The organism is Ramlibacter cellulosilyticus (assembly GCF_014297465.1).
In the GTDB taxonomy this organism is placed as follows: Bacteria; Pseudomonadota; Gammaproteobacteria; order Burkholderiales; family Burkholderiaceae_C; genus Ramlibacter; species Ramlibacter cellulosilyticus.
Map to the genome: position 1 here is coordinate 277293 of NZ_JACORT010000003.1, position 24995 is coordinate 302287.

General features: G+C 70.4%; 25 protein-coding genes. 16 read left to right on the forward strand and 9 right to left on the reverse strand.

Annotation, left to right across the window (positions count from 1 at the left end):
* The first annotated feature begins 94 nt into the window (after window positions 1-94).
* Both H8N03_RS10000 and H8N03_RS10005 read left to right on the forward strand, forming a co-directional pair.
* Window positions 95-1312 (forward strand): DUF4382 domain-containing protein, encoded by a 1218-nt coding sequence (locus H8N03_RS10000; RefSeq protein ID WP_187076016.1) that lies wholly within the window; start codon window positions 95-97, stop codon window positions 1310-1312.
* 101 nt (window positions 1313-1413) lie between these two features.
* On the forward strand, window positions 1414-1734 hold the full coding sequence (locus tag H8N03_RS10005; RefSeq protein ID WP_187076017.1) for a hypothetical protein: 321 nt from the start codon (window positions 1414-1416) through the stop codon (window positions 1732-1734).
* On the opposite strand, the gene thpR is transcribed toward H8N03_RS10005, so the two are convergent.
* A complete protein-coding gene (gene thpR / locus H8N03_RS10010; RefSeq protein WP_187076018.1) occupies window positions 1719-2240 on the reverse strand; it encodes an RNA 2',3'-cyclic phosphodiesterase in 522 nt (173 codons plus the stop codon). The genes H8N03_RS10005 and thpR overlap by 16 nt on opposite strands.
* A gap of 76 nt (window positions 2241-2316) precedes the next feature.
* On the opposite strand from thpR, the gene H8N03_RS10015 reads away from it, so the two are divergent.
* From H8N03_RS10015 to H8N03_RS10025, 3 genes are read left to right on the forward strand one after another with little or no spacing between them, the layout of a single operon-like run.
* Window positions 2317-2688 (forward strand): hypothetical protein, encoded by a 372-nt coding sequence (locus H8N03_RS10015; RefSeq protein WP_187076019.1) that lies wholly within the window; start codon window positions 2317-2319, stop codon window positions 2686-2688.
* Window positions 2689-2696: 8 nt separating this feature from the next.
* On the forward strand, window positions 2697-2957 hold the full coding sequence (locus tag H8N03_RS10020; RefSeq protein WP_187076020.1) for a DUF5985 family protein: 261 nt from the start codon (window positions 2697-2699) through the stop codon (window positions 2955-2957).
* Window positions 2958-3215: a DUF5985 family protein gene (locus H8N03_RS10025; protein ID WP_187076021.1), complete on the forward strand. Its 258-nt coding sequence runs from the start codon at window positions 2958-2960 to the stop codon at window positions 3213-3215. It abuts the gene before it with no gap.
* Window positions 3216-3219: 4 nt separating this feature from the next.
* Here H8N03_RS10025 and H8N03_RS10030 read toward each other — a convergent pair whose 3' ends face one another.
* Window positions 3220-3852, reverse strand: a complete 633-nt coding sequence (locus H8N03_RS10030; protein WP_187076022.1) for a CDP-alcohol phosphatidyltransferase family protein — start codon at window positions 3850-3852, stop codon at window positions 3220-3222.
* A gap of 150 nt (window positions 3853-4002) precedes the next feature.
* Between H8N03_RS10030 and H8N03_RS10035 the strand changes: the two genes are divergently transcribed.
* Complete coding sequence (locus tag H8N03_RS10035) at window positions 4003-5274, forward strand: MFS transporter (protein ID WP_187076023.1); 1272 nt, start codon at window positions 4003-4005, stop codon at window positions 5272-5274.
* Window positions 5275-5295: 21 nt separating this feature from the next.
* Window positions 5296-8094, forward strand: coding sequence for a 7TM diverse intracellular signaling domain-containing protein (locus H8N03_RS10040; RefSeq protein ID WP_187076024.1), 2799 nt, complete (start codon window positions 5296-5298; stop codon window positions 8092-8094).
* Here the strand turns inward: H8N03_RS10040 and serB are convergent.
* The 4 genes from serB to mfd all read right to left on the reverse strand — a co-directional run bounded on the left by serB (window position 8051) and on the right by mfd (window position 13390).
* The gene (serB, locus tag H8N03_RS10045; protein ID WP_187076025.1) at window positions 8051-8773 is read right to left on the reverse strand and encodes a phosphoserine phosphatase SerB; all 723 of its coding nucleotides are present in this window, start codon (window positions 8771-8773) and stop codon (window positions 8051-8053) included. The genes H8N03_RS10040 and serB overlap by 44 nt on opposite strands.
* Before the next feature lie 105 nt (window positions 8774-8878).
* Window positions 8879-9214 carry a TfoX/Sxy family protein gene (locus H8N03_RS10050; RefSeq protein WP_187076026.1) on the reverse strand — a complete coding sequence of 112 codons (336 nt, stop codon included), beginning with the start codon at window positions 9212-9214 and terminating at the stop codon, window positions 8879-8881.
* Window positions 9215-9222: 8 nt separating this feature from the next.
* The gene (locus H8N03_RS10055; RefSeq protein ID WP_187076027.1) at window positions 9223-9846 is read right to left on the reverse strand and encodes a hypothetical protein; all 624 of its coding nucleotides are present in this window, start codon (window positions 9844-9846) and stop codon (window positions 9223-9225) included.
* Window positions 9847-9946: 100 nt separating this feature from the next.
* Window positions 9947-13390, reverse strand: a complete 3444-nt coding sequence (mfd, locus tag H8N03_RS10060; RefSeq protein ID WP_187076028.1) for a transcription-repair coupling factor — start codon at window positions 13388-13390, stop codon at window positions 9947-9949.
* Window positions 13391-13557: 167 nt separating this feature from the next.
* Here mfd and ispD point away from each other — a divergent pair, with 167 nt between their 5' ends.
* Both ispD and ispF read left to right on the forward strand, forming a co-directional pair.
* Window positions 13558-14253, forward strand: a complete 696-nt coding sequence (gene ispD / locus H8N03_RS10065; protein ID WP_255428154.1) for a 2-C-methyl-D-erythritol 4-phosphate cytidylyltransferase — start codon at window positions 13558-13560, stop codon at window positions 14251-14253.
* Entirely contained in the window at window positions 14253-14732 is a 480-nt protein-coding gene (ispF, locus tag H8N03_RS10070) for a 2-C-methyl-D-erythritol 2,4-cyclodiphosphate synthase (protein WP_187076030.1), read from the forward strand. Before ispD ends, ispF begins: the two co-directional genes overlap by 1 nt.
* Window positions 14733-14889: 157 nt before the next feature.
* On the opposite strand, the gene H8N03_RS10075 is transcribed toward ispF, so the two are convergent.
* Window positions 14890-16368: a sensor histidine kinase gene (locus H8N03_RS10075; RefSeq protein ID WP_187076031.1), complete on the reverse strand. Its 1479-nt coding sequence runs from the start codon at window positions 16366-16368 to the stop codon at window positions 14890-14892.
* Between the two features lie 85 nt (window positions 16369-16453).
* Window positions 16454-17185, reverse strand: a complete 732-nt coding sequence (gene ompR, locus H8N03_RS10080) for an osmolarity response regulator transcription factor OmpR (RefSeq protein ID WP_187076032.1) — start codon at window positions 17183-17185, stop codon at window positions 16454-16456.
* Between the two features lie 166 nt (window positions 17186-17351).
* Here ompR and H8N03_RS10085 point away from each other — a divergent pair, with 166 nt between their 5' ends.
* Genes H8N03_RS10085 through H8N03_RS10100 form a run of 4 tightly spaced genes read left to right on the forward strand, consistent with a single transcriptional unit; the run spans window position 17352 to window position 20175 of the window.
* Entirely contained in the window at window positions 17352-17618 is a 267-nt protein-coding gene (locus H8N03_RS10085; RefSeq protein ID WP_187076033.1) for a hypothetical protein, read from the forward strand.
* A complete protein-coding gene (locus H8N03_RS10090) occupies window positions 17615-18316 on the forward strand; it encodes an SIMPL domain-containing protein (protein ID WP_187076034.1) in 702 nt (233 codons plus the stop codon). The genes H8N03_RS10085 and H8N03_RS10090 overlap by 4 nt, the downstream gene beginning before the upstream one ends.
* Window positions 18317-18376: 60 nt before the next feature.
* Window positions 18377-19360, forward strand: a complete 984-nt coding sequence (locus H8N03_RS10095; protein WP_187076035.1) for a diacylglycerol/lipid kinase family protein — start codon at window positions 18377-18379, stop codon at window positions 19358-19360.
* Window positions 19357-20175 (forward strand): metallophosphoesterase family protein, encoded by an 819-nt coding sequence (locus H8N03_RS10100; protein WP_187076036.1) that lies wholly within the window; start codon window positions 19357-19359, stop codon window positions 20173-20175. The genes H8N03_RS10095 and H8N03_RS10100 overlap by 4 nt, the downstream gene beginning before the upstream one ends.
* Before the next feature lie 139 nt (window positions 20176-20314).
* Here the strand turns inward: H8N03_RS10100 and H8N03_RS10105 are convergent, their stop codons facing one another.
* The gene (locus H8N03_RS10105) at window positions 20315-21085 is read right to left on the reverse strand and encodes a 3-hydroxybutyrate dehydrogenase (protein WP_187076037.1); all 771 of its coding nucleotides are present in this window, start codon (window positions 21083-21085) and stop codon (window positions 20315-20317) included.
* A 72-nt stretch (window positions 21086-21157) separates the two neighbouring features.
* Here H8N03_RS10105 and H8N03_RS10110 point away from each other — a divergent pair, with 72 nt between their 5' ends.
* The 3 genes from H8N03_RS10110 (at window position 21158) to H8N03_RS10120 (ending at window position 24955) form a co-directional block, all read left to right on the forward strand.
* Window positions 21158-22090, forward strand: a complete 933-nt coding sequence (locus tag H8N03_RS10110; protein WP_187076038.1) for an alpha/beta fold hydrolase — start codon at window positions 21158-21160, stop codon at window positions 22088-22090.
* Entirely contained in the window at window positions 22062-24266 is a 2205-nt protein-coding gene (locus tag H8N03_RS10115) for a RelA/SpoT family protein (RefSeq protein WP_187076039.1), read from the forward strand. The genes H8N03_RS10110 and H8N03_RS10115 overlap by 29 nt, the downstream gene beginning before the upstream one ends.
* 137 nt (window positions 24267-24403) lie before the next feature.
* Window positions 24404-24955 carry a hypothetical protein gene (locus tag H8N03_RS10120; protein WP_187076040.1) on the forward strand — a complete coding sequence of 184 codons (552 nt, stop codon included), beginning with the start codon at window positions 24404-24406 and terminating at the stop codon, window positions 24953-24955.
* The last annotated feature ends 40 nt before the right edge of the window (window positions 24956-24995 follow it).

Below are 24995 nucleotides of genomic sequence, written 5' to 3' on the forward strand. Positions count from 1 at the left end.
CGCTCGTTGCGGGCAGGATGCGTTACGCGTCGACACCGCCGGGTCCCTCCGCCCCTGCACCATCCGCGCGTGTCTTGACCACGAAGGAAGTTGGATGGAGAAGAAGACGATGAAGCGCTGGATGCTGGCCCTCACGGGCGTGGGAGCGGCGGTGGCGCTGGCGGCCTGCGGTGGCGGCGGTGGCGGCGGCGCGACCCCCATGGGCACGCTGCAGCTGTCGGTGACCGATGCGCCGGCCTGCTACGAGCACGTGATGGTGAACGTCGCCAAGGTGCGCGTGCACATGAGCGACGACACCGGCACGAACGATGGCGGCAGCGGCTGGCGCGACATCGTGCCGCCGAACGCGCCGGTGCAGATCGACCTCGTGAACCTCACGAACGGGCAGCTGAAGGACCTGGGCAGCGCCGAAGTGCCCGCCGGCACCTACCACCAGCTGCGCCTGGTGCTCGCGGACACCGGCAACACGGTCACGCCCATCGGCGGCACCGCGCAGCCGCTGACCACGCCGAGTGGCCAGCAGAGCGGCCTGAAGATCAAGGCGGACTTCGAGGTGGCCGAGGACGAGGTCAGCGACCTCCTCCTGGACTTCGATGCGTGCAAGTCGATCGTGCTCACCGGCAACGGCAAGTACATCCTCAAGCCCGTCGTGCGCCTCTCGTCCAAGCCCGCCGGCGCGATCCAGGGCTTCGTGAGCAGCAGCGTCGCGCAGGGCACGGCCACCGCCACCCTGAGCAGCATCAACGTGTCCGCGCAGCAGAACGGCGCCGTGGTGCGTTCCACGATCCCGGACGCGACCGGCAAGTTCGTGCTGTCCTACCTGCCCACCGGCACCTACACCGTGGTGATCACGGGCAGCGGCCTCGCGGCCGACACGACCCAGGGCGCCGCCACCCGCGTGGTGGACAGCGTGCCGGTCGGCACGTCCACGGTGAGCCTGAACACGAGCACCAGCACGATCGCGCTGAGCGCCTCGGCCCTGGGCACCGTCACCGGCACGATCAGCGCGAGCACCGCCGTCGGCACCTCCACGATCGCGGACAACGCGTTCGTCGCCGCGCGCCAGACCGTGGGGACCCGCCTGGTGGAAGTGAACAGCACCCGTCCGGACGATGCGCAGAAGTACACGATGCTGCTGCCGCTGGCCGCGCCGGAGTTCCAGCTGTTCTCGGCCTCCGGCCTGCCGGCGCCGACCGCGGATGCCGCCAACGCCGGCAAGTACAAGATCCGCGTCACGGGTTCCGGCCTCGCCACGAAGGAGTCGGCGGCGGACCTGACCTCCGGCTCGAAGACGGTGGACTTCGCCTACTGAGCGTCGCGCACGCCACGCGCGAGGGCCTGCCATCCGGCAGGCCCTTTTTCATGGCGTTCCTGCCTCTTGCAATGGCGGCCGCGCATCCCCAAGTGCCAGCCATGAACACGACTGCCACCAAGAACCTGGTCATGCTCGCCCGCATGCTGGAGCGCCTGGACCGCAGCGCCGAAGCGGTGGACGCGCAGCAGTACCGCGGGGTGGTGGAGCACCTGGCCGAAGCCCTGCGCAGCGCGCCGCACGACGCGGCACTGGACGCCGTGCTGGAAGCATCGCCGGCCACCGCCGAGCTCTACGAGAACCTGCAGTACGGCCACGCCGGCCTGTGCCGCTCGCCACTGGAGCGGGCGCTGAACGCGGAACTCGCGGCCCGCGCCGCGATCGACGCCGCGCGCAAGTCCGCGGCTCAGCCGAAGGCCTGAACGGTCTCGTAGCCGCGGCCGCCGCCCAGGGTGCGCACCAGCGCGTACCCCGGTGCGCCGCTCCATGGCAACGGCGCGAAGGCGAGCGGCCGCGCCCCGGAAGCCTTGCGCGCCAGCGTCACGTGCGGCCGCCAGGGGCGTGATTCCACCGGCAGCTGCAGCGCTTGCAGCCGCTCCGCCAGCCTCCCGTGCAGGTCCGCCAGGGCCGCCGGAACGCGGCTCGCCTCCAGCACCGCGATGCCGCCGTGCCACACCTTCGCCTCGTCCAGCACCAGGCCCGCGCCGTCGGCCGGCCCCACGTCCAGTCCCTCGCGCAGCTCGGGCAAGCGTGCCGCCGCCACGTTCCCGATGAAATGCAGCGTCACGTGCAGCCGCTCGGGGCGCGTGCGGCGCGCGCGCTCCGGCCACGACCAGCCGTCCGCATGGGCGACCAGCTGCTCCCGGCAGCCGGGCGCCGGCCAGAGCGCGAGGAACAGGCGCAGGTCGGCGGCTTCGACAGCAGGCATGCCGCCGATTCTGGGACAGGCGTGCCGCGCGCGGGCCCCAAAGCAGCCGGCAACCGCTACAGTGGCGGCCAGAACAATGAGCGTCCCCGAGTTGAGCGCGGACCTGCGCCGCTACATCCTGAGCAGCGTGCCTTCGGTCCCGTACCTGGAGGCCCTGCTGCTGCTGCGCGCCGAAGCGTCCCGCGAGTGGGACGCGGGACAGCTGGCGCGCCGCCTGTACGTGCCCGAGCGCAGCGCGGCCGAGCTCATTGCGCAGCTGCGTGAAAGCGGGGTGGCCGCGGGCGAGGGCTGGGTGCGCTACGCTCCCACGGCCGAGCTTGCAGAGCTGCTCGACCGCCTCGCGCACGCCTACGCGGCCGACCTGGTCACCGTCTCCAGCCTCATCCACTCCCGTATCGACCGACGCGCGCGCCAGTTCGCCGACGCGTTCCGTTTCCGCAAGGACTGAAGCGAAGCATGGCAGCGCTCATCTACACACTCTGTGCCTTCACCTCCATCCTCTGCGCCGTCCTGCTGTGGCGCAGCTGGTGGGCCAGCCGGGCCCGGCTGCTGTTCTGGAGCGCCCTGTGCTTCGGGTGCCTCAGCGTCAACAACGTCCTGCTGGTCCTGGACCGCGTGGTCTTCCCGACGTCCGTGGACCTGGGTCTGTGGCGCCTGGCGTGGGCGCTCGCGGCGGTGCTCCTGCTGCTGTTCGGCCTGATCTGGGAGGAAGACTGAATGGAGCAGATGATCATGGGCGCGATCGCGGCCGGCTGGGTCGTCGCCGGCCTGTTCTTCTTCCGCTTCTGGCGGCAGACGCGCGACCGCTTCTTCCTCTGGTTCGCGCTGTCGTTCTGGCTGGAGGCCTGCGACCGCGTGGCCATCGGCCTTTTCCTGGACACGCAGGAAGACAGCCCCGAAATCTATGGCCTGCGCCTCATCTCCTACGGCCTGATCCTGTTCGCGATCTGGCAGAAGAACCGGCCGCGCACCTAGGGCTCTAGAGCTTGGGGATCCGCAAGGTCTTGCTGATCATCAGGCTGCCGGAGAGCACGAAGAGCAGGGCGAGCGGGTGCAGGTCCCAGGGGCCGAGGTCCATCACGCCGCCCCAGAGGCGCTCGCCGATGCGGCCTTCCCAGGCGGCCCACGCGAGCAGGCCGGTCAGCACCACGCTGGTCGGGATCGGCGTGCCTTCGAAGTACTTGACCTTGCCCGATTCGTCGCCCGCGAGCTGTTCCGCGGTGACGTTGTAGCGGGCGAGGCGGCTCACGCCGCAGCACACGAAGTAGATCAGCGCCGCGGCGTCCCAGCCGCCTTGCAGGCCGGCGGCGAAACCCAGGGCGGCGGGCGCCATGCCGAAGGAGATCACGTCGGACAGCGAGTCCAGCTCGCGCCCGAGCGGCGAGTGCTGGTGCCGCGCGCGGGCGATGCGGCCATCGAGCACGTCGAGGATGAAGGCAGCCGGCGCCAGGGCGGCGGCGACCAGGAAGTGCGCGCGTTCGCCCGTGGCCATGAAGAGCATCGCGAGCAGGATGGCGCCCACGCCGCAGGCGGCGTTGCCCAGGGTGAAGAAGTCGGCCAGGTGGAATTCCCGGACCATCGAGAAGTGGCGGCGCGTGCCGGTGCGTTGCATGGATCTGTCCTCGTTCTCCACCGAACTTAAGCTCCAGCATGGGCGCGGCCCGTCGGTGGCGGGCCGCTTGGCGCTGTAGTCGCCCGACTACGGTCCGGGCTTTCCTCAGGCTGACGCCGCGCTGCCCGGCGGCTACGATGCCCCGCGCCCATGCCTGTCGACGAACGCCACCTCATCGAGTCCCCCTACGCCTGGGCGCGCCTGGCCATGTCGCTGCTGCTCATGACGATCGGCGGCTCCGGCATGTACGCCATCACGGTGGTGCTGCCGCGCATGCAGGAAGACTTCGCCGTGGCGCGCGGCGACGCCTCGCTGGCGTACACGCTGACCATGCTGGGGTTCGGTGTGGGCGGCATCGTCATGGGCCGGGTGGCGGATCGCTTCGGCGTGATGGTGGTCGTGATGATAGGGGCGGTCGGCCTGGGCACGGGCTTCATCGCCGCGGGCCTGGCGCCGGGGCTCGCGCTGTTCGGCATCGCGCAGGGATTGCTGGTGGGCATGCTCGGCACCTCCGCCACGTTCGCGCCGCTGGTGGCGGACACCTCGCGCTGGTTCGACCGGCGCCGCGGGCTCGCGCTGGCCATCTGCATGAGCGGCAACTACACCGCCGGCGCGTTCTGGCCGCCGGTGCTGCAGTACTTCATCGAGGGCTACGGCTGGCGGCACGCGTACATCGGGCTGGGCGTGTTCTGCATCGCCAGCATGGTGCCGCTGGCGCTCGTGCTCCGGCGCCGGCCGCCGTCGCAGCCGCTCGCTGCGGCGGCGCCGGGCGGAAGCGCCGCACCGGCGCTCGCGTCGTCGCGCCCCCTCGGGCTCTCGCCGAACCTGCTGCTCGCGCTGCTGTGCGTGGCGGGCGTGTCGTGCTGCGTGGCCATGTCGATGCCGCAGGTCCACATCGTCGCCTACTGCGGCGACCTGGGCTTCGGGCCGGCGCGCGGCGCGGAGATGCTGTCGCTGATGCTCGGCATGGGCGTGGTCAGCCGCCTGGTCTCGGGCTGGATCTCCGACCGCATCGGCGGCCTGCGCACGCTGCTGCTCGGGTCGGTGCTGCAAGGCATCGCGCTGCTGCTGTTCCTGCCTTCCGACGCGCTGGTGTCGCTGTACCTCGTGTCCGGCCTCTTCGGCCTGTTCCAGGGCGGCATCGTGCCGGCCTATGCACTGATCGTGCGCGAGTACTTTCCGCCCGAGCAGGCCGGCGCGCGCGTGGGCACGGTGCTGATGGCGACGCTCCTGGGCATGGCGCTGGGCGGCTGGATGTCGGGCGCCGTGTTCGACCTGACCGGCTCGTACCGCGCCGCCTTCCTGAACGGCATCGCCTGGAACCTGCTGAACGTGAGCATCGTTGCTTTCCTGCTCTGGCGCGCCAGCGCGCTGGGGCTGGTCGTGCCGTGGACCCGCGCGGGAGGACGCGCCGCCGCCTGAGCTCGCTATAGTCGAGCTGCCATGCGCCGGCGCCACGTCCTGCTCCTCCGCTTCGTCCTGCTCTGGATGCTCGCCCTGCCGGTGGCCTGGGCGCAGGGCGGGCCGCTCGTGCTCGGCGCGGAAGGCCGCTACAACCTCGGCCCGCACGTCAACGTGCTGGAGGACCACGAAGGCGACCTCGACCTGGCCGGCATCCTGCAGCCCGCGCAGCAGGCCCGCTTCCACGCGGTGCAAGGCAGCGGGCCTTCGGCCAACTTCGGCATGACGCGCGGCGCCATCTGGCTGCGCATCGTCCTGCAGGCTCCCGCCGGCAGCGACCCGGACTGGCTGCTGGAACTCGCGTACCCGCCGCTGGACCGCCTGGAGCTGTTCACGCGCGACGCCAAGGGGGCCTGGCAGCGGCAGGTGGGCGGCGACCAGGAGCCTTTCACGCGCCGCCCCATGGCGCACCGCAACCACGTGCTGCCGGTGCGCATCGCGCCGGGGCAGGCCACGACCTTGTACCTGCGGCTGGCCAGCGAGGGCGTCGTGGCCGCGCCGCTGCGCCTGTGGCGGCCGCAGGCCCTGTGGCACCAGGACCAGCTGGCGTACGCCGCGCTGGCGCTCTATTTCGGCTTGCTCGTCGGCCTGCTCCTCTACAACCTGCTGCTGTGGGTGTCGGCGCGCGACCTCTCCTTCCTGCTGTACGTGCTGTTCGTCGCCTCGCTGGGGCTGGCACAAGGCGCGCTGACCGGGCTGGGCTCGCAGTTCCTGTGGCCGGGGCTGGTGTGGTGGAACGGCGTGGTGCCGCACGTGGGCGTCGCGCTGGCCGGCGTGTTCGCGCTGCTCTTCGCGCGCCGCTTCCTGGAGAGCGCCACGTCGCTGCCGCGGATGGACCGCGTGCTGCGCGTGCTGGCCTGGCTCTGGGCACTGACGGCGGTCGCGGCCGCCGCGCTGCCCTACGTGTTCTCCGCGTGGATGCTGATGGTCCTGTCGCCGGTGGGCATCGCGGCGCTCGTCGCGACCGGCGTGCTGGCGATGCGGCGCGGCCACGGCGGCGCGCGCCAGTACCTCGCCGCGTGGGCGGTGCTGCTGCTCGGCGTGTTCACGCTGCTGCTGCACAACTCGGGCTTCATCCCGTCGAACGCCTTCACCTCGAATTCGCTGCTGCTCGGGTCCGCCGTGGAGATGGTGCTGCTGTCCTTCGCGCTGGGCGACCGCATCAACGTGGCGCAGCGCCAGCGCGAGCAGGCGAACGCGCGGCTCGCGGCGGAGCAGGCGCTGGTGGAGGCCTTGTCGGACTCGCAGCAGAAGCTGCAGACGGCGCTGCAGGAACGCGAGCTGATCCTGGAGAACTCCATCGTCGGCATCTGCTTCCTCACCGGCGACGGGCGGCTGCGCTGGGCCAACCGGGCAATGCTGGAGATGTTCGGCGCGGCCGACGGCGAGCAGGTGGAGTCGATGGAGCCCTTCTACCTCTCGCGCGAGCACTACCTGGAAGTGGGCGGCGAAGTCATCGCCGCCGCCGCGCGCGGCGAGGTGTACGAGCGCGAGCTGCAGGTGCAGCGGCTCGATGGCACGCGCCTGTGGATCCAGCTCTCGGGCAAGGCCGTCGGCCACGACGCGCGCAACCAGGGCACCGTGTGGATCATCCGGGACATCTCCCGCCGCAAGGACCTGGAGGAGCAGCTGCAGCGCACGATGCGCGAACGCGAGGCCATCCTGAACAACGCGGTGGTGGGCATCGTGCTGTCGGTGAAGCGCCGCCACGAGTGGGTGAACCAGAAGTTCGCGGACATGCTCGGCTACCCACGCCAGGTGCTCACGGGGCAGAGCTCGGATTACCTCCACCCCGACACGCAGACCTGGCAACGCTTCGGCGTGGAGGCGCGCGCGACGCTCATCGCGACCAACTCCTACACCTGCGAGATGCAGCTGCGCCGGCGCACCGGCGAGCTGTTCTGGGTGGAGATGGGCGGCAGCTGCGTGCGCCCGCACGACCCGGACTCGGGTGTGATCTGGACCTTCCTGGACATCACGCGGCGCAAGCACTCCGAAGCGCGGATGCGCGAGGCGCTGGAGCAGCAGCAGGCGCTCAACGAGATGCGGTCACGCTTCGTCGCGATGACCAGCCACGAGTTCCGCACGCCGCTGGCGGCGATCCTCTCGGCGGGCGAGCTGCTGCGGCACTACGGCGACCGCCTGCCGCCGGAGGAACGCGACGAGACGCTGGACGGGATCGCGCAAGGCGTGCAGCGCATGTCGCGCATGCTGGACCGCGTGCTGCTGCTCGGGCGCGCCGACGCGCAGATGCTGGAATTCAAGCCGGCGCGCATCGACCTGCGCGTGCTGTGCCCGCGCCTGGTGGACGAGGCGGGGCTGCAGCACCCGGGCGCAACGAGCCGCGTGGTGTGCGACGTGGCGCCCGACCTCGCGCCGAGCCTCTACGACGAGAAGCTGCTGCGCCACATCTTCGTCAACCTGCTGTCCAACGCGATCAAGTATTCGCCCGGCGGCGGGGAGGTGCGCTTCGAGGTGCGGCGCGACGAGGACGACACGGTGTTCCGCGTGCGCGACCAGGGCATCGGCGTCCCGCCGGCGGAGATGGACCACCTGTTCGAGTCCTTCCACCGGGCGAGCAACGTCGGCGACATCCAAGGCACGGGCCTGGGGCTCGCGATCGTGAAGAACGCGGTGGACATGCACGGCGGGACGATCGCCGTGGAGAGCGCGGTGGGCGAGGGCACGACCTTCATCGTGCGGCTGCCGGGTTACCTGCCGGCGCGGCGGGGGCCGGTTACCGCAGCACTTCCAGCAGGCGATCGAGCCCGCCCGAGTTGATCGCCACCATCGCCTGCTCGCGCACCTTCGGCTTCGCGTGGTAGGCGACGGAGAGGCCCGCTTCACCCATCATCGGCAGGTCGTTGGCGCCGTCGCCCATCGCGATGGCCTGCTTGGGCGAGATGCCGAGATTGGCGCAGGTCTCGAGGAACATCCTGCGCTTCTCCTCGCCGTCGCAGATGTCGCCCCAGGGCTGGTCGACCATCCGGCCGGTGAGCTCGCCGCAGTTCGGGCCGGAGCGGATCTCCAGCACGTTGGAGCGGGTGTAGTCGATGCCCAACTTGTCGCGGATGCGGTCGGTGAAGAAGGTGAAGCCGCCGGAGACCAGCAGCACCTTCATGCCCGCGGCCTTGCAGGCCTGCACCAGGCGCTCGGCGCCGGGGTTCAGCTGCAGCCGCTCGGTGTAGATCATCTCCATGTCCGCCACGGTCACGCCTTCGAGCAGGGCGACGCGGCGGCGCAGGCTCTCCTTGTAGTCGGCGATCTCGCCGCGCATCGCGGCCTCGGTGATCGCGGCCACTTCCTCCTTCCTGCCGACCGCATCCGCGATCTCGTCCACGCACTCGATGTTGATGAGCGTGGAGTCCATGTCGAAGGCGATGAGCTTGAAGTCCTTCAGGTGCAGGGGCGGGGTGAAGCCCTGGATTTGCAGGCCGGGGGAGAATTCTTGGGCAGGCATGGCTGGATTGTCGCAAAGAGCGCCATGGCCCCGTAGGCTGGGTTGCGCGGATGCGCACCCCAGCGATGCGCCACGGCGCTGGGGTTCGCTCGCGCGAAACCCAGCCTACCGGGAGCGCAGCGCCGCATCCACCGCCAGCTGCGCCCACGGCCGCATCAGCGCCGGCGAATCCATCGCCTCCGCCGGCGCCGCCCGGTACCCGAGCGACACCTGCCGCTTCCCCTTCGCCGTGTACGTGAAGGGCGCGCATCCCTCGGCCTCGAACCGCGGCAGCGTCTTCTCGTCCGCCTTCAGGTACAGCGTCTCCCCCACCACGATCGCGACGAACAGGTCGTCGACGTAGATCCCGTGCCCGCCGAACATGCGCCTCACGCGCACGGTGCCGTTGGCCGACAGCAGTTCGGCGCAGTAGCTGGCGAAGGCGTCTTTCGGTGCAGCCATGCGGCAGTCTACGGCGCCTTGCGCAGGTAGCGCGCATCCGACCACGTCAGCAGCCACTCCGGCTTGAAGGCGACGAAGATCGCCGTGAGCATGCCGGTGACGAAGGCGTCGCCCCACGCCATCAGCCAGCGCGCGACGCGGCTCAGGTCGGAGGACACGCCCGGCAGCGCCGCGCCGAAATGCTGCGCGAGGAGGCCCGAGGCGAACAGGCACAGCACGGCGCCGAGGAAACCGCGGCCGAGGATGTAGATGAATGCGTGGTCCGGCGTCCAGCGGCGCAGCAGGGCGCCCACGAGGACGGCCAAGCTTGCCGGGACAACGCCGAGCCACACGGTGAGGGACACGGCCTGTTCGACGGTGAGCGGCGAGATCGTCCACGCAACGGCGCCCACCGCCGCCAGGACGGGGACGGCGAGCGGCCAACCGAGCATCAGGAGCACGAGGACTGCGCCGGACCACTGGAGGGGGAGGGCGGAGTGCTGGAGGGCGGGAAGAGCCCAGAGCCAGGGCAGCACGACGAGGGTCGCGAGGGCGGGCGTGAGGAGCGCCGGGGCGCGGAGGAGGATGCCCCAGGGGCGGAACCAGAGGGCGAGCGCCAGTGCGAAGGAGGCAAGGGCGAGTTCGGCGGGCACGCCTCGATTGTGCTGGCCCGGCAGGAGCAGGCACTTGATGGGGCGCAAGCGACGCGCGTGCCCCCACCCCGACCCTCCCCCGGAGGGGAGGGAGGAAGACCTAAGCGGGTTCGGTCACCTTCGGCTGCCCCAGGGCCCGCAGCACGTCCCGCACCATCTGCGCCCGTTCCTTCGCGTCCACCAGCGACTTCTCGATGCGCAGCTTGTCGTTGCCGGCCAGCTTGATGTGCTTGTTCTTCTGCACCAGCTGGATGATGGCCAGCGGCTCCACCGGCGGGTTGGCCTTGAAGGTGATGTGGATCACGGTCGGCGCCGCATCGACCTTCACCACGCCATAGGGCCGCGCCAGCACGCGCAGGCGGTGCACGTCGATCAGCGTCTGCGCCTGCGGCGGCAGCTTGCCGAAGCGGTCCACGATCTCCTCCAGCAGGCGGTCGATCTGGTCCACGTTCTTCGCCGTCGCGAGCTTCTTGTAGAAGGAAAGCCGCAGGTGCACGTCGCCGCAGTAGTCGTCCGGCAGCAGCGCCGGGGCATGCAGGTTGATCTCGGTCGTGACCGACAGCGGCGCCAGCAGGTCCGGCTCCTTGCCGGCCTTCAGCGACTTCACGGCTTCGGAGAGCATCTCGTTGTACAGCTGGAAGCCGACCTCCAGCATGTTGCCGCTCTGGTTCTCGCCCAGCACCTCGCCGGCGCCGCGGATCTCCAGGTCGTGCATCGCGAGGTAGAAGCCCGAGCCCAGTTCCTCCATCTGCTGGATCGCGTCCAGCCGCTGCGCCGCCTGCTTGGTCAGGCTCTCGATGTCCGGGACCATCAGGTACGCATACGCCTGGTGGTGGCTGCGGCCCACGCGGCCGCGCAACTGGTGCAGCTGCGCGAGGCCGAACTTGTCGGCGCGCGAGATCACGATGGTGTTCGCCGTCGGCACGTCGATGCCGGTCTCGATGATGGTGGAGCACAGCAGCACGTTGAAGCGCTGTTGCACGAAGTCGCGCATCACGCGCTCCAGCTCGCGCTCCGGCATCTGGCCGTGCGCCACGGCGATGCGCGCTTCCGGCAACAGCCGCTCCAGCGCCTCGCGCCGGTTCTGGATGGTCTCCACCTCGTTGTGCAGGAAGTAGACCTGGCCTCCGCGCTTCAATTCGCGCAGCACCGCCTCGCGGATCACGCCGTTGCCTTCGTTGCGCACGAAGGTCTTGATCGCCAGGCGGCGCTGCGGCGCGGTGGCGATGACCGAGAGGTCGCGCAGGCCTTCGAGCGCCATGCCCAGCGTGCGGGGAATGGGCGTCGCGGTGAGCGTCAGCACGTCGACTTCGGCGCGCAAGGCCTTGATCGCCTCCTTGTGGCGCACGCCGAAGCGGTGCTCCTCGTCGATGATCAGCAGGCCCAGGTTCTTGTACTTGATCGAACCCGAGAGCAGCTTGTGCGTGCCGACCACGATGTCGATGCTGCCGTCCTCCAGGCCCTTCGCCGCGGCGTTGATCTCCTTCGTGGAGCGGAAGCGGCTCATCTCCGCCACCTTCACCGGCCACTTGCTGAAGCGGTCCACCAGCGTCTGGTAGTGCTGCTCCGCCAGCAGCGTCGTCGGTGCGAGGAAGGCGACCTGCCGCCCGCCCGTGACCGCGATGAATGCGGCGCGCAGCGCGACTTCCGTCTTGCCGAAGCCCACGTCGCCGCACACGAGGCGGTCCATGGGCCGCGGCGAGACCATGTCCTGGATCACGGCGTGGATCGCCGCGTTCTGGTCCGCCGTCTCGTCGAAGCCGAAGTCGTTGGCGAACTGCTCGTAGTCCTGCGCCGAGAAGCGGAAGGCGTGGCCCTGCCGCGCCGCGCGCCGCGCGTAGATGTTCAGCAGTTCGGCCGCGCTGTCGCGCACCTGTTCGGCCGCCTTGCGCCTGGCCTTGTCCCACTGGCCGGAGCCCAGCTTGTGCAGCGGCGCCTCGTCCGAGCCCACGCCCGTGTAGCGGCTGATCAGGTGGAGCTGGCTCACGGGGACGTACAGCGTCGCGTCGCCCGCGTACTCCAGGTGCAGGAACTCGGTGCTGCCCTGGCCGAGGTCCATGCTCGTGAGCCCGCGGTAGCGGCCGATGCCGTGCTGCGCATGCACGACGGGGTCGCCCACGTTCAGCTCCGACAGGTCCTTGATCAGCGCGTCGACGTCGCTGACCTGCTCCTGCTTCTTGCGGCGGCGCGTCGTGGCGCCGGTGGCGAAGAGCTCGGTTTCGGTGACGAGGTCGATCGCCTCCTCGACCCAGGAGAAGCCGCTCGCCAGCGCCCCGGTGGCGATGCCCAGCTTCTCCTGGCTGGCCTGGAACTCGGCAAGCGATTCGAAGGCGGGCAGCGTGAGCTGGCTCGCGCGCAGGAAATCCAGCAGGCTCTCGCGCCGGCCCGCACTTTCGGCCAGGACCAGCACGCGATGCGAGCTGCGCCCGACGTGGTACTTGAACTCCTTGAGCGGGTCTTCGGCCCCGCGCACCACGGACATGTTCGGCAGCCGCCGGAACTCGGCATAGCCTTCTTCCTGCGGCACCGACTTCAGCGCCAGCTGCGCGTGCTCGTTCGCGCGCACGAAGAACTGCTCGCTGCTCAGGAACAGGGCCTCGGGCGGCAGCACCGGCCGCTCCGGGTCGCCCTGCACCAGCCGGTAGCGGTCGCGCGTGTCCTGCCAGAAGCGCTGGAACGCGGGCTCCAGGTCGCCGTGCAGCACCACGCTGGACTGCGCGCCCAGGTAGTCGAAGACGGTGGCCGTCTCCTCGAAGAAGAGGGGCAGGTAGTACTCGATGCCGGCCGTGGCGACGCCGTTGCCCATGTCCTTGTAGATGCGGCTCTTGGTCGGGTCGCCTTCCAGCAGCTCGCGCCAGCGGCTGCGGAAGCGCGCCCGCGCCTCGTCGTCCATGGGGAACTCGCGGCCGGGCAGCAGGCGCACCTCGGGCACGGGATAGAGGCTGCGCTGCGAGTCCGGGTCGAAGGTGCGGATCGAGTCGACCTCGTCGTCGAACAGGTCGACGCGGTAGGGCACCGGCGAACCCATGGGGAACAGGTCGATCAGGCCGCCGCGCACCGCGTACTCGCCGGGGCTCACCACCTGCGTGACGTGGTTGTAGCCCGCCAGCGTCAGCTGCGCCTTGAGCTTTGCCTCGTCGAGCTTCTGCTGCACGCGGAAGTGGAAGGTGTAGCCCGCCAGGAAGGCCGGCGGCGCCAGGCGGTACAAGGCCGTGCTCGCGGGCACCAGCACCACGTCGGCTTCGCGCTGCAGGATGCGCCACAGCGTCGCCAGGCGCTCGCTGATCAGGTCCTGGTGCGGGGAGAAGGTGTCGTAGGGCAGCGTCTCCCAGTCCGGGAAGAGCGCGCAGCGCAGCTGGGGGGCGAAGAAGGCGATCTCTTCCAGCAGGCGCTGGGCATCGTTGGCGTCGGCCGTGACGATGGCGGTGAGCTTGCCCTCGCCGAGCTCGCGCTGGCCCAGCCGGGCGAGCAGCAGCGCATCGGCCGAGCCGACGGGACGCGGCAGCGTCATGCGGCGGCCGGATTGAAGCTTGGGTAAATCCATCGGGAGGAAGCGGAAATGCAAAACACCCCCGCGTCGCGAACGAGGGGGTGCGGGAAGATATTACCCCACCCGCAAAGTCCCTTGGGGGCCCTTGCAAGGCGTCAGGAGAGCACAAATTTCCTCATGGCGCCGCCCGTGGTGGCAGGCATAGAATGGACTCGACGGACATGAACGCGAACGCAACTCCTCCCCGTTTCTTCGCACTGATCCCCTGCGCCGGGCACGGCAGCCGCGCCGGCACGGCGGGACCCAAGCAGTACGAGCGTGTCGGCGGCCAGCCCATGGTGTGGCACACGCTGTCGGCCTTTGCCGGCGTGAAGCGCATCGCGCGCACGCTGGTGGTCGTGGCCGAGGGCGACGGCTTCTTCGAACGCAATCCCACCACCTCGGCGCTGGTCGTCCCGTGCGGCGGGCCGACGCGCGCCGCGAGCGTGGCCAATGGCCTGCGCGAGCTGCGCCGTGTCGGTGCGACGGACAACGACTGGGTGCTGGTGCACGATGCGGCGCGCTGCCTCATCACGCCGGAGCTCATCGACCGCCTCATCGACGCCTGCGTGGGCGACGAGGTCGGCGGCCTGCTGGCGCATCCGCTGGCGGACACGCTGAAGATCGCCGAGAACGGCCGGGTCGCCGGCACGATCAACCGCGGCGACAAGTGGCAGGCGCAGACGCCCCAGATGTTCCGCGTCGGCATGCTGCGCCAGGCGCTCGAAGCCGCCGGCGACAAGGTCACGGACGAGGCCAGCGCGATCGAGCACATGGGCCTCAAGCCGCTGCTGGTGGAAGCCGGCGGGCAGAACTTCAAGGTCACGTACCCCGAGGACTTCGCGATGGCCGAAGCGGTCCTCCGCGGCCGCCGCTGATGCAGCTGCGCATCGGCGAAGGCTGGGACACGCACGCCCTGGTGCCCGGCCGCAAGCTGGTGCTGGGCGGCGTCGAGATTCCCCATAAGCGCGGCCTGCTCGGTCACTCCGACGCGGACGCGCTGCTGCACGCCATCACCGACGCGCTCTTCGGCGCGGCGGGGCTCGGCGACATCGGCCGGCACTTCCCCGACACCGACGAACGCTTCCGCGGCGCGGATTCCATGGCGCTGCTGAAGGAGGCTGCGGTGCGCGTGCGGGCGCAAGGCTGGCAGGTCGTCAACGTGGACAGCACGATCGTGGCGCAGGCGCCGAAAATGGCGCCGCACATCGAAGCCATGCGCGCGCGCATCGCGCAGGCGCTGGAGATCGCGCCCGGCCAGGTGAACGTGAAGGCGAAGACCGCCGAGAAGCTCGGCCCCGTCGGCATGGGCCACAGCATCGAGGCGCGCGCCGTCGTGCTGCTGTCGGCTCAGTAGCTGATCACCAGCTGCAGCGCGTCGGAATAGCTGCCCACGCGCAGGTCCTGCCGTGGCGGGATGCGCGCGTAGATCGTGGTTGGTACGGAGGCGCGGCGGTGGTCGCTGGGGTTCGCTGGCGCGAAACCCAGCCTACGGGAACCGCGGAGCGCGGCGCTCAGGCCGCGGGCGTCTCGGACGCTTCCGGCGCGCGCGTGGGCCGGTGCTCGGAGCCGCCCGGCACGGGCGGCATCATCCGCGGCCGCTGCAGCTTGATGTGCGCCGCGAGCCCGCCCGACGTGGTGTTCGCGAGGGCGAAGATGCCGCCCATGCGCTGCACCGTCTTGTCCACGATGGCGAGGCCCAGGCCCGCACCCGTGGCCGCCGTGCGCGCCGCATCGCCGCGGAAGAAGGGCTTCACCAGGTTCGGCAGCGCGTCGGGCGACACGCCCATGCCGTGGTCGCGCACCTTCAGCAGCACCCACTCGTTGCGGGCGCGCGCGGCGATGTCCACCGTGGCCACGCCGGTCTCGGGCGTCTTGCCGTAGCGGCGCGCGTTCTCCAGCAGGTTGGAGACGACGCGCGCAAGTTCCACTTCGTCGGCCAGCACCTGCAGGTTCTTGGGCATGTCCACGGTGACCTTGATGTCGCCGTGGTCCTCGATGGCGTACATGCACGCCTCGATCACGTCGTTCAGCACCACGGGCTTGAGCTCCGCGTGGTCCGGCCGCGCGTAGTCGAGGAACTTGTCGATGATGGCGTCGAGCTGGTCGATGTCGGCGGCCATGTGCTCGCGCGCATCCGGGTCCACCACGCTCATCTCGGTTTCCAGGCGCAGGCGCGCGAGCGGCGTGCGCAGGTCGTGCGAGATGCCGGCGAGCATGACGGCGCGGTCCTGCTCGATCTTGGCGAGCTGCTGCGCCATGCGGTTGAAGCCGATGTTGACCTCGCGGATCTCGCTGGTCACCGCCTTCTCGTCGAGGCGGCTCGCATCGAAGTCGCCGTCGCGCACGCGGCTCGCGGCGAAGGACAGCTGCTTCAGCGGCCGGTTGATCAGCCGCGCGATCACCGCCGCCCCGGCCAGCGACAGCGCCGCCGCCGTGATCAGCCACACCAGCCAGGTCTTGCCGCCCACCTGGGAGAACTTGGTGCGGTCCATCAGCATCCAGTAGTCGTCGCGGTCGATCTTGAATCCGATCCACAAGCCCTCGTCGCCGTTCACGGAACTCGCCATGACCGTGCCGCTGCCCAGCCGGCTGACCAGTTCGTCGACGATGCGCCGGTCCATCGCGCTGCCGGCGAGCGGCGCGTAGCGGTCCTTGGGTTCGCGCGGCAGGATGCGCACGCCTTCCTGGTCGGCGAGGGTCTTGATCAGGGACACGCGGGCGATCGGGTCCGCATGCACCAGCGCCGCGCGACTGAGGTTCACGAGCGAGGCGATCTGCTGCGCCGTCTGCACCGCGCGCGGCTCGAACTCCAGCGCGCGGAAGGTCTGCAGCCAGGCGACGATGGAGCCGATCAGCAGCAGCGAGAGCAGGAAGAAGGTGCGCCAGAACAGCGACAGGCCCAGGCGGGGGCGCATCTCCAGTGGCGCCGGCGCCGTCTCGAGCGGCGCCGGGCTGGTCTGTTCGAGCTGGGTCACGACGGAACGGATCATGACGGGAATGACGGGTACTGCAGGGTCATTGCGTCATTGGAGCGCAGCGCGACCGTTTTGTCATGCGCCGCGCCCCGCAGGCACGTCAACCCGCGCCGTCCGGGACGAACACGTAGCCCACGCCCCACACCGTCTGGATGTAGCGCGGGGACGCCGGGTCGGCTTCGATCAGCTTGCGCAGGCGCGAGACCTGCACGTCCAGGCTGCGGTCGAAGGGCTCGAACTCGCGGCCGCGCGCCAGCTGCGCCAGCTTCTCGCGGGACAGCGGCTGGCGCGGGTGGCGCACCAGCGCCTTGAGCATGGCGAATTCGCCGGTGGTGAGCGGCAGTTCCTCGCCGTTCTTGCGCAGCGTGCGGGCGCCGAGGTCGAACGCGAAGGGACCGAAGCTCACGACCTCGTTCTCGGAGGAGGGCGCGCCGGGCGCTTCCTGCGCGGGGCGGCGGCGCAGCACCGCGTGCACGCGGGCCAGCAGCTCGCGCGGGTTGAAGGGCTTGCCCAGGTAATCGTCGGCGCCGACTTCGAGGCCCACGATGCGGTCCACGTCCTCGCCCTTGGCGGTGAGCATGATGATCGGCGTGCGGTCGTTGGCCGCGCGCAGGCGCCGGCAGATCGACAGGCCGTCCTCGCCCGGCATCATCAGGTCCAGGACGATCAGGTCCGCGGTCTCGCGAAGCATCAGCCGGTTCAGTGCCTTGCCGTCCTCGGCCAGGATCACCTCGAAGCCTTCCTGGGTGAGGTAGCGGCGAAGCAGGTCGCGGATGCGCGCGTCGTCGTCCACCACCAGGATCTTGTCGGTCCGTGCTGCAGCTTGGGTCATGGGTCTCCAGTCAGCCAATTTGTAACAGCGCCGATTCTGAACGGCGAAATCGCGATTTCCGGGTTTTCCCCCGTCCTTTTTCCCCGTGTTACAAATGTTGCCCCGACCGTGGCCCGTTGACAAGGGGGGCGGTGAACGAGGGGACGGCCGGGCCGTTCTACTCTGCATGAAGTACCTTGCGGCCGTGTTCGCCCTGGCGGGCGCCGCGGCATCCGCGGCCCCGCCGCCGCCCCATCCGGCCCTGGTGGCGCCCGACCTGCGGCAGGCGCTGCAGCAATACCATCGCGATGGGGCCTCCGGGCCCCGGCAGCTGACGCCCGTGGAGCGGGCGCAGCTGCGCCGCCAGCTGTCCGAGTACGGGCCGCCGCCCCGGCCCGAGGACGGCCCCGGCCGCGGCCGCAACGCTGATCCCCCGAGAAGAAAGGAACCATGACGAGAACGAAAACGATGCTGGCCGGCTGCGCGCTGGCCGCCGCCGCCCTGGCCGCCCCGGCGCAGGTGCTGCCCCCGCCCCAGAACGTGCTGCAGCTGCAGACGACCGGCACGGTGGAAGTGCAGCAGGACCTGCTGCAGATCACGCTCAGCACCGCGCGCGACGGCACCGACCCGGCGCTGGTGCAGTCCCAGCTGCGGACGGCGCTCGACGCCGCGCTCGCCGAGGCGAAGCGCAACGCGCAGCCCGGGCAGATGGACGTGCGCACCGGCAATTTCGCGATCTACCCGCGCAACAACCGCGAAGGGCGCATCAGCGGCTGGACCGGCACGGCGGAACTGGTCCTCGAAGGGCGCGACTTCCCCCGCATCACGCAGACGGCCGGGAAGATCCAGACCATGACGCTCGCCGGCGTGAGCTTCGGCCTGAGCCGCGAGCAGCGGGCGAAGGTGGAGACGGAGGCGCAGGCGCAGGCCATCGAGCGCTTCAAGGCCAAGGCCGGCGAGCTGGCCAAGGCCTTCGGCTTCTCGGGCTACACGCTGCGCGAAGTGTCGGTGAACACGAACGAGCCGGGCTTCCAGCCGCGCATGCGCATGCAGGCCATGGATGCGAAGGTCGCGTCGGCCGAAGCGGTGCCGGTGGAGCCCGGCAAGAGCGCGGTGACGGTGATGGTCTCGGGCTCGGTGCAGCTGCGCTGACGCGCATCGCTGGGTTCAGTCCGACAGGCCGCGGTGCGGCGCGCGGCTAAGCTGCTCCGCATGCCAGCGCTCCTGACCGAAGCCGAACAGGATCCGGCCGCCGCGCATGGCGCGGCGCCGGAGTGGTTCATCGTCATGAACCGCGGCTCCGGCGCCGCCGAGAAGGACGAAGTGCGGCGCACGATCGAGGCCGAACTCGAAGCCGCCGGCCGTCCCCATCGCTTCGTGCCCGTCGCCCCCGGGGAGATCGTCGCCGCGTGCCAGGAGGCAGCGCGGCTCGCGCAGGAGCACGGCGGCATCCTCGTCGCCGCCGGTGGCGACGGCACGATCAATTGCGCGGCGCAGGCGGCACTGACCGTGGGTTGCCCGCTGGGGCTCATCGCGCAAGGCACCTTCAACCTGTTCGCTCGCCAGCTGGGCCTGCCGCTCGACGCCGCGGAGGCCACGCGCGCGCTGCTGCGCGCTTCGGCCGAGAACGTGCAGGTGGGCTGGGCGAACCAGCGCGTCTTCCTCGTGAATGCGTCGCTGGGGCTCTATCCCAAGCTGCTCGCCGACCGCGAGGCGGTCAAGCAGAAGCTGGGGCGCCGCCGCTGGATCGCGATGCTCGCCGCGCTCAAGAGCCTGCTGGACTGGCGGCTGAAGCTCGTGCTCGACGTGGAGATGGATGGCGAGCTGCGCCAGCTGCGGACGGCAAGTGTCTTCATCGGCAACAACCGCCTGCAACTGCAACGCGTCGGCATCGAGGACGAGGTGGTGCAGCAGGTGGGGGACGGGCGCCTGGCGTGCGTGATCGTGCAGCCGCTGTCCACCTGGGCCAAGCTGCGGATGGCGGCGGCGGCGCTGGTCGGCAAGCTCGGCGAGGACCACCAGGTGCACAGCTTCGCCCTGCGCTCGCTCACCGTCGGCACGCGCAACGCGAAGCGCCTGAAGGTGGCCACCGACGGCGAGGTGCAATGGATGCAGCTGCCGATCCGCATCACGGTCGCGCCGAGGCCTTTGCGCGTGATGCTCCCTCCCGAAGAAGAAAGGCTGCCGCCGCGATGACCGTCCTGCTGCACATCTCCGACACGCATTTCGGCACGGAGGAGCCGCCCGTCGTGGCGGCCCTGCAGGCCCTGGTGCGCGAGCAGCAGCCGGACGCGGTGATCCTGAGCGGCGACATCACGCAGCGCGCGCGCAGCGCGCAGTTCGCCGCGGCGCGCCAGTTCTGCGATTCGCTCGGCGTGCAGCGGCTGCTCACGCTGCCGGGCAACCACGACATCCCGCTCTACAACGTGGTGGCGCGCCTGTTCTCTCCGTACGGCGGCTACAAGGCCTGCTTCGGCGACGAGCTGGAGCCCGAGCTGGAGTTCGGCGACGTGCTGGTGATCGGCGTGAACACCACGCGGCCCGAGCGGCACAAGGACGGCGAGGTGTCGGCGGCGCAGATCAACCGCGTGGTGAAGCGCCTGCACGGCGCCCGGCCCGAGCAGCTGCGCGTGGTGGTGACGCACCAGCCGGCCTGCGTGATGCGGCCGGAGGACGAGAAGGACCGCCTGCACGGCGGCGAGGCGGCCGTGCAGGCCTGGGCGCGCGCGGGCGCCGACCTCGTGCTGGGCGGGCACATCCACCTGCCGTTCGTGAGCGACCTGTGCGCGCGGGCCGAGACGGCGACCACGCGCCCGCTCTATTGCGTGCAGGCGGGCACGGCCCTGTCGCACCGCGTGCGGCACGGCTCGCCGAACTCGGTGAACGTCATCCGCTGGTCACCCCCGGCCAACGGCGATGCGCGCCAGGTGCGCGTGGAGCGCTGGGACTACGACCTGGCGGACAGCCGCTTCGAGCTGACGCATCCGTACGAGCTTGCGCTTGGGGAATGAACGCCGTTCGCGGCTGGCTTCGTAGGCTGGGTTGCGCGTATGCGCACCCCAGCGATGCGCCCGACCGCTGGGGTTCGCTGGCGCGAAACCCAGCCTACGGTTCGGCGCGTCATGATTGCGCCGCGCCCCGAGCCGCGGCTTACTGCGCGGCCCAGCCCCCGTCCATGTTCCACGCCACCCCGCGTACGTTCTTCCCCGCCTCCGAGCAGAAGAACACCGCGAGCTCGCCCAGCTCCTCGGGCGTGGTGAACTGCAGCGACGGCTCCTTCTCGGCCAGCAGCTGCTTCTTCGCTTCCTCGTTGGAGATGCCGGCCGCCGCCGCACGCGCGTCCACCTGCTTCTGCACCAGCGGCGTCAGCACCCAGCCGGGGCAGATCGCGTTGCAGGTGATGCCGGTGGGCGCCGTCTCCAGCGCCGTGACCTTGGTGAGGCCCACGATGCCGTGCTTGGCCGCGACATAGGCCGACTTCTCCGCCGAAGCGACCAGGCCGTGCACCGAGGCCACGTTGATGATGCGGCCCCAGTTGGCCTTCTTCATCGCCGGCAGCGCCAGGCGCGTGGTGTGGAAGGCGCTGGTGAGGTTGATGGCGATGATGGCGTCCCAGCGCTCGGGCGGGAAGTCCTCCACCTTGGCGACGTGCTGGATGCCGGCGTTGTTGACGAGGATGTCGACGCGGCCGAAGGTCTCGGCGGCGTAGTGCATCATGGCCTCGATGTCCGCGGGCTTGCTCATGTCGGCGCCGTGGTAGCCGACCTTCACGCCCAGCGCGGCCACTTCGGCCTTGGGCCCTTCGGCATCGCCGAAGCCATTGAGCACGATGTTGGCGCCCTGGCGGGCGAGGGACTTGGCGATGCCGAGGCCGATGCCGCTGGTGGAGCCTGTGACGAGGGCGGTCTTGCCTTTCAGCATGTTCTCTCTCCGGGATGATTTAGGATGACGTGAAACACCGAGCGTAATCGCCCGGACCCCGCGCGCGCATCCATGACCGTCCCTACGCTGAACTACGTAACGTGTCCCGACACGGCCGGCAGCCACCGCATGGCGTACTGGCTGTGGGGCGCCGCGGATGCGCCGCACGCCATTGTGTGCGTGCACGGCCTCTCGCGCCAGGGACGCGACTTCGACGTGCTGGCACGCTCGCTGGTGGAGGCGAGCCCGCATCCGCTGCGCGTCGTCTGCCCCGACGTGGTGGGCCGCGGCCGCAGCGACTGGCTGGCCGATGCCATGGGGTACGGCCAGCCGACCTACGTCTCCGACATGCTGCACCTGCTGCAGGACCTGCAGGCCACCGCGCCCGTCGCCACCCTGGACTGGGTGGGCACGAGCATGGGCGGCCTGATCGGCATGGGCATCGCGGCGGTGCCCCGCGCGCCGCTGCGCCGGCTGGTGCTGAACGACGTCGGTCCCGCCATCGAGTGGAGCGCCCTGCAGCGCATCGGCACGTATCTCGGGAAGACGGGCAAGTTCGAGTCGGTGCAGCAGGCAGCGGACGCCATGTGGGCGGTGTCGCAGGGCTTCGGGCCGCACACGCCCGGGCAGTGGCTGGCGCTGTCGCAGGCCATGGTGAAGCCGCTGCCCGCCGGCGGCTTCACGCTGCACTACGACCCGGCCATCGCCGTGCCTTTCCGGGCGCTCGACGAGAAGATGGCCATCGCGGGCCAGGCCGCCCTCTGGCAGCTGTACGACGCGATCCGCGCCGAGACGCTGCTGCTGCGCGGCGCCACGTCGGACCTGCTGTCGCGCGCCACCGCCCAGGAGATGCAGCGCCGCGGCCCGAAGGCGCGGCTGGTCGAATTCGCCGGGGTCGGCCACGCGCCGACCCTCATCGCACAGGAGCAGGTGGACGCCGTGGCGTCCTTCCTGCTCGCCAAGGATTCCGCTTCCCATGAAAAGCCACGCAGCGGAACAGGGTGACACCGCCACGGCGCTTCCGGACCTGGTCGCCGCCGTCGAGCAGGCGCTGCCGCAGCAGGCCAACGCGCTCGCGCGCGCCCGCGCCTTCGCCGAGCCGCTGATCGCGGCCGAGACGCTGGAGACGGGCGAGAACACGCTGGCCCACGCCGACGCCGTCGCCGCCATCCTCAAGTCCATGGGCGGCTCGGAGGCCATGCAGGCCGCGAGCTACCTGGTGTACGCCTGGGCGCACCTGAACAAGCCGCAGGAAGTCATCACCAAGGCTTTCGGCGAGAGCTACGCCGCGCTCGCGGCCGAGACGACGAAGCTGGTGCACGTGCAGCGGCAGGCGCGCGACGCGGACGACACGCTGCCCCTGCAGGACCACCGCCGCGAGCAGACGGAGAACGTGCGCAAGATGCTGCTCGCGTTCTCGCGCGACCTGCGCGTCGTGATGCTCCGGCTCGCGTCGCGGCTGCAGACCCTGCGCTACTACGCCGCGACCAAGCAACCCGTGGCAGCCGCCGTGGCACGCGAGGCGCTGCAGGTGTTCGCGCCCCTGGCCAACCGGCTGGGCATCTGGCAGGTGAAGTGGGAGATGGAGGACCTGGCCTTCCGCTTCCTCGAGCCGGACACGTACAAGCAGGTCGCGCGCTGGCTGGACGAGAAGCGCGTGGAGCGCGAGCAGTACGTGGAGCAGCTGCGCAGCCAGCTCGAAGCGGACCTGCGCGCGCAAGGCATCCAGGCGCAGGTGCACGGGCGCCCGAAGCACATCTACAGCATCGTCAAGAAGATGCGCGGCAAGTCGCTGGACTTCGAACAGGTGCTGGACGTGCGCGCGCTGCGGGTGATCGTGCCCGACGTGAAGGATTGCTACGCGGCGCTCGCGTGGGTGCACGAGCGCTTCTCGCCGATCCTCGAGGAATTCGACGACTACATCGCCAGGCCCAAGCCCAACGGCTACCAGTCGCTGCACACCGTGGTGCGCGACGCGGCGGGTCGACCCATCGAGATCCAGATCCGCACGCAGAAGATGCACGAGCACGCCGAGCACGGCGTCGCCGCGCACTGGGCGTACAAGGAAGCCGGCCACAAGGGCTATGCGGGCGTGAGCGCCAGCGCGGTGTACGACACCAAGATCGCCGTGCTGCGGCAGCTGCTCGCCTGGGAGCGCGACCTGGCCGGCTCGGTGGAAGGCCTGTTCGAGGACCGCATCTACGTGCTCACGCCGCAGGCCGCGATCGTGGAGCTGCCGCAGGGCGCGACGCCGGTGGACTTCGCGTACACGGTGCACACGAGCCTGGGGCACCGCTGCCGCGGCGCGCGCGTCGACGGCGCGATGGTGCCGCTGAACACGCAGCTGAAGAACGGGCAGACGGTGGAGATCGTCGCGGCCAAGGAGGGCGGCCCGTCCCGCGACTGGCTGAACCCGGAGCTGGGGTTCCTGGCCAGCAACCGCGCGCGCGCCAAGGTGCGCTCGTGGTTCAACGAGCAGCTGCGCCACGAGACGGAAGGCCGCGGGCGCGAGCTGGTGGAAAAGCTGTTGCAGCGCGAAGGCAGGACGGCGATCAAGCTGGAGGAACTCGCGTCGCAGCTCGGGTTCAAGTCCGCCGAGGACCTGTTCTTCGTCGTGGGCAAGGACGAATTCTCGCTGCGCACCATCGAGCAGCTGCTGCATCCGCACGCGCCCCTGCCCAGCGAGGACGAGGTGCTGGCGAAGAAGCTGCGCGGCACGCCGTCGAAGTCGCCCAAGGGCGGCGTGCTGGTGGTGGGCGTCGACTCGCTCATGACGCAGCTCGCCAAGTGCTGCAAGCCGGCGCCGCCGGACGCGATCAGCGGCTTCGTCACGCGCGGCAAGGGCGTGAGCATCCACCGGCGGGACTGCTCCAGCTTCCGCGAGATCGCCGCGCGCAGCCCGGAGCGCGTGATCGAGGTGGAGTGGGGCAAGTCCAAGGGCGAGGCGGCCGTCTACCCGGTGGACGTGGCGATCGAGGCGCTGGACCGGCAGGGGCTGCTGCGCGACATCTCCGAAGTGTTCGCCAAGGAGAAGATGAACGTCGTCGGCGTGCAGTCGCAGACCGTGAAGGGCATCGCCTGGATGACGTTCACCGTGGAGATCGCGGACTCGCAGCGCCTGGCCAGGGTGCTGGGCACGGTGCGCGAGGTGGGCGGGGTGCGATCCGCAAGGCGCCGCTGAGGGCGGGCGCATGGCGAGGCTGTGGCCGCTGCCGCTGCTCGCCGGGCTGCTGCCGGTGGTGGCCGACCGCGGTTGCCTGGGTCCTCTCGGTGCGCGAGGGGACCATCCCCGACTGCAATCCTTTCCTGGAAGGCTGCGTGTCCATCAGCCGCTCGGCGCGCCACGGGCTCGCGAACGTGCTGTTCCGCGCGATCGTGATGCCGGCTGCGCCGCTGCAGGCGGTTTGCTGGATGCTGGCGCCGGCCTGGCTGGCTTCGCTGGGCGTGCCGCGCGACCGCTGGCTGCGCGCGCTGCCGGCGCTGGGCATCGCGGCAGGCAGCGCGCTGGTGCTGTACGCCAGCTTCCTGGGCGTGGAAGGCGAGGGCTACCGCAACGTGCGGCGGTATGCGACCCCGCTGTATTTCGGCATCACCTGCATCTGCATGCTGGTGGTGGCGCAGCACGCCAGGCACGCGCACGCGCGCGGCGTCGGGCGCGCGTTGCTGCTGGTGTGCCTGTGCCTGCCCCTGCTGGGGCTGGTGCACGTGTTCGTGCCGCTGGTGCTTTCCACCGAGGCGCAGCGCGACGCCCTGGAGAACGTGACCGAGTGGTGGGGCGGCGCGATCTTCACCACCTTCTTCCTCGCGCTCGGCTGGGGCTGGCGGCGCACCGGCACACGCCTGCGGATCGAAATCGATGCGAGCCGCTGAGGACGGCGCAAAAGTGCTGCTAGAATAGCGGGCTCAACGA

Bases quoted from the DNA above. Each gene is read 5' to 3' on its own strand.
- H8N03_RS10020 (WP_187076020.1), top strand. From the start codon at position 2,697: ATGGCAGCGCTCATCTACACACTCTGTGCCTTCACCTCCATCCTCTGC.
- H8N03_RS10030 (WP_187076022.1), bottom strand. From the start codon at position 3,852: ATGCAACGCACCGGCACGCGCCGCCACTTCTCGATGGTCCGGGAATTC.
- thpR (WP_187076018.1), bottom strand. From the start codon at position 2,240: ATGCCTGCTGTCGAAGCCGCCGACCTGCGCCTGTTCCTCGCGCTCTGG.
- H8N03_RS10100 (WP_187076036.1), top strand. From the start codon at position 19,357: ATGACCGTCCTGCTGCACATCTCCGACACGCATTTCGGCACGGAGGAG.
- H8N03_RS10000 (WP_187076016.1), top strand. From the start codon at position 95: ATGGAGAAGAAGACGATGAAGCGCTGGATGCTGGCCCTCACGGGCGTG.
- H8N03_RS10075 (WP_187076031.1), bottom strand. From the start codon at position 16,368: ATGATCCGTTCCGTCGTGACCCAGCTCGAACAGACCAGCCCGGCGCCG.
- H8N03_RS10110 (WP_187076038.1), top strand. From the start codon at position 21,158: ATGACCGTCCCTACGCTGAACTACGTAACGTGTCCCGACACGGCCGGC.
- serB (WP_187076025.1), bottom strand. From the start codon at position 8,773: ATGCCTGCCCAAGAATTCTCCCCCGGCCTGCAAATCCAGGGCTTCACC.
- H8N03_RS10050 (WP_187076026.1), bottom strand. From the start codon at position 9,214: ATGGCTGCACCGAAAGACGCCTTCGCCAGCTACTGCGCCGAACTGCTG.
- H8N03_RS10115 (WP_187076039.1), top strand. From the start codon at position 22,062: ATGAAAAGCCACGCAGCGGAACAGGGTGACACCGCCACGGCGCTTCCG.
- H8N03_RS10095 (WP_187076035.1), top strand. From the start codon at position 18,377: ATGCCAGCGCTCCTGACCGAAGCCGAACAGGATCCGGCCGCCGCGCAT.
- ispF (WP_187076030.1), top strand. From the start codon at position 14,253: ATGCAGCTGCGCATCGGCGAAGGCTGGGACACGCACGCCCTGGTGCCC.
- H8N03_RS10105 (WP_187076037.1), bottom strand. From the start codon at position 21,085: ATGCTGAAAGGCAAGACCGCCCTCGTCACAGGCTCCACCAGCGGCATC.
- mfd (WP_187076028.1), bottom strand. From the start codon at position 13,390: ATGGATTTACCCAAGCTTCAATCCGGCCGCCGCATGACGCTGCCGCGT.
- H8N03_RS10035 (WP_187076023.1), top strand. From the start codon at position 4,003: ATGCCTGTCGACGAACGCCACCTCATCGAGTCCCCCTACGCCTGGGCG.
- H8N03_RS10005 (WP_187076017.1), top strand. From the start codon at position 1,414: ATGAACACGACTGCCACCAAGAACCTGGTCATGCTCGCCCGCATGCTG.
- H8N03_RS10090 (WP_187076034.1), top strand. From the start codon at position 17,615: ATGACGAGAACGAAAACGATGCTGGCCGGCTGCGCGCTGGCCGCCGCC.
- H8N03_RS10085 (WP_187076033.1), top strand. From the start codon at position 17,352: ATGAAGTACCTTGCGGCCGTGTTCGCCCTGGCGGGCGCCGCGGCATCC.
- H8N03_RS10015 (WP_187076019.1), top strand. From the start codon at position 2,317: ATGAGCGTCCCCGAGTTGAGCGCGGACCTGCGCCGCTACATCCTGAGC.
- H8N03_RS10040 (WP_187076024.1), top strand. From the start codon at position 5,296: ATGCGCCGGCGCCACGTCCTGCTCCTCCGCTTCGTCCTGCTCTGGATG.
- ispD (WP_255428154.1), top strand. From the start codon at position 13,558: ATGAACGCGAACGCAACTCCTCCCCGTTTCTTCGCACTGATCCCCTGC.
- H8N03_RS10025 (WP_187076021.1), top strand. From the start codon at position 2,958: ATGGAGCAGATGATCATGGGCGCGATCGCGGCCGGCTGGGTCGTCGCC.
- ompR (WP_187076032.1), bottom strand. From the start codon at position 17,185: ATGACCCAAGCTGCAGCACGGACCGACAAGATCCTGGTGGTGGACGAC.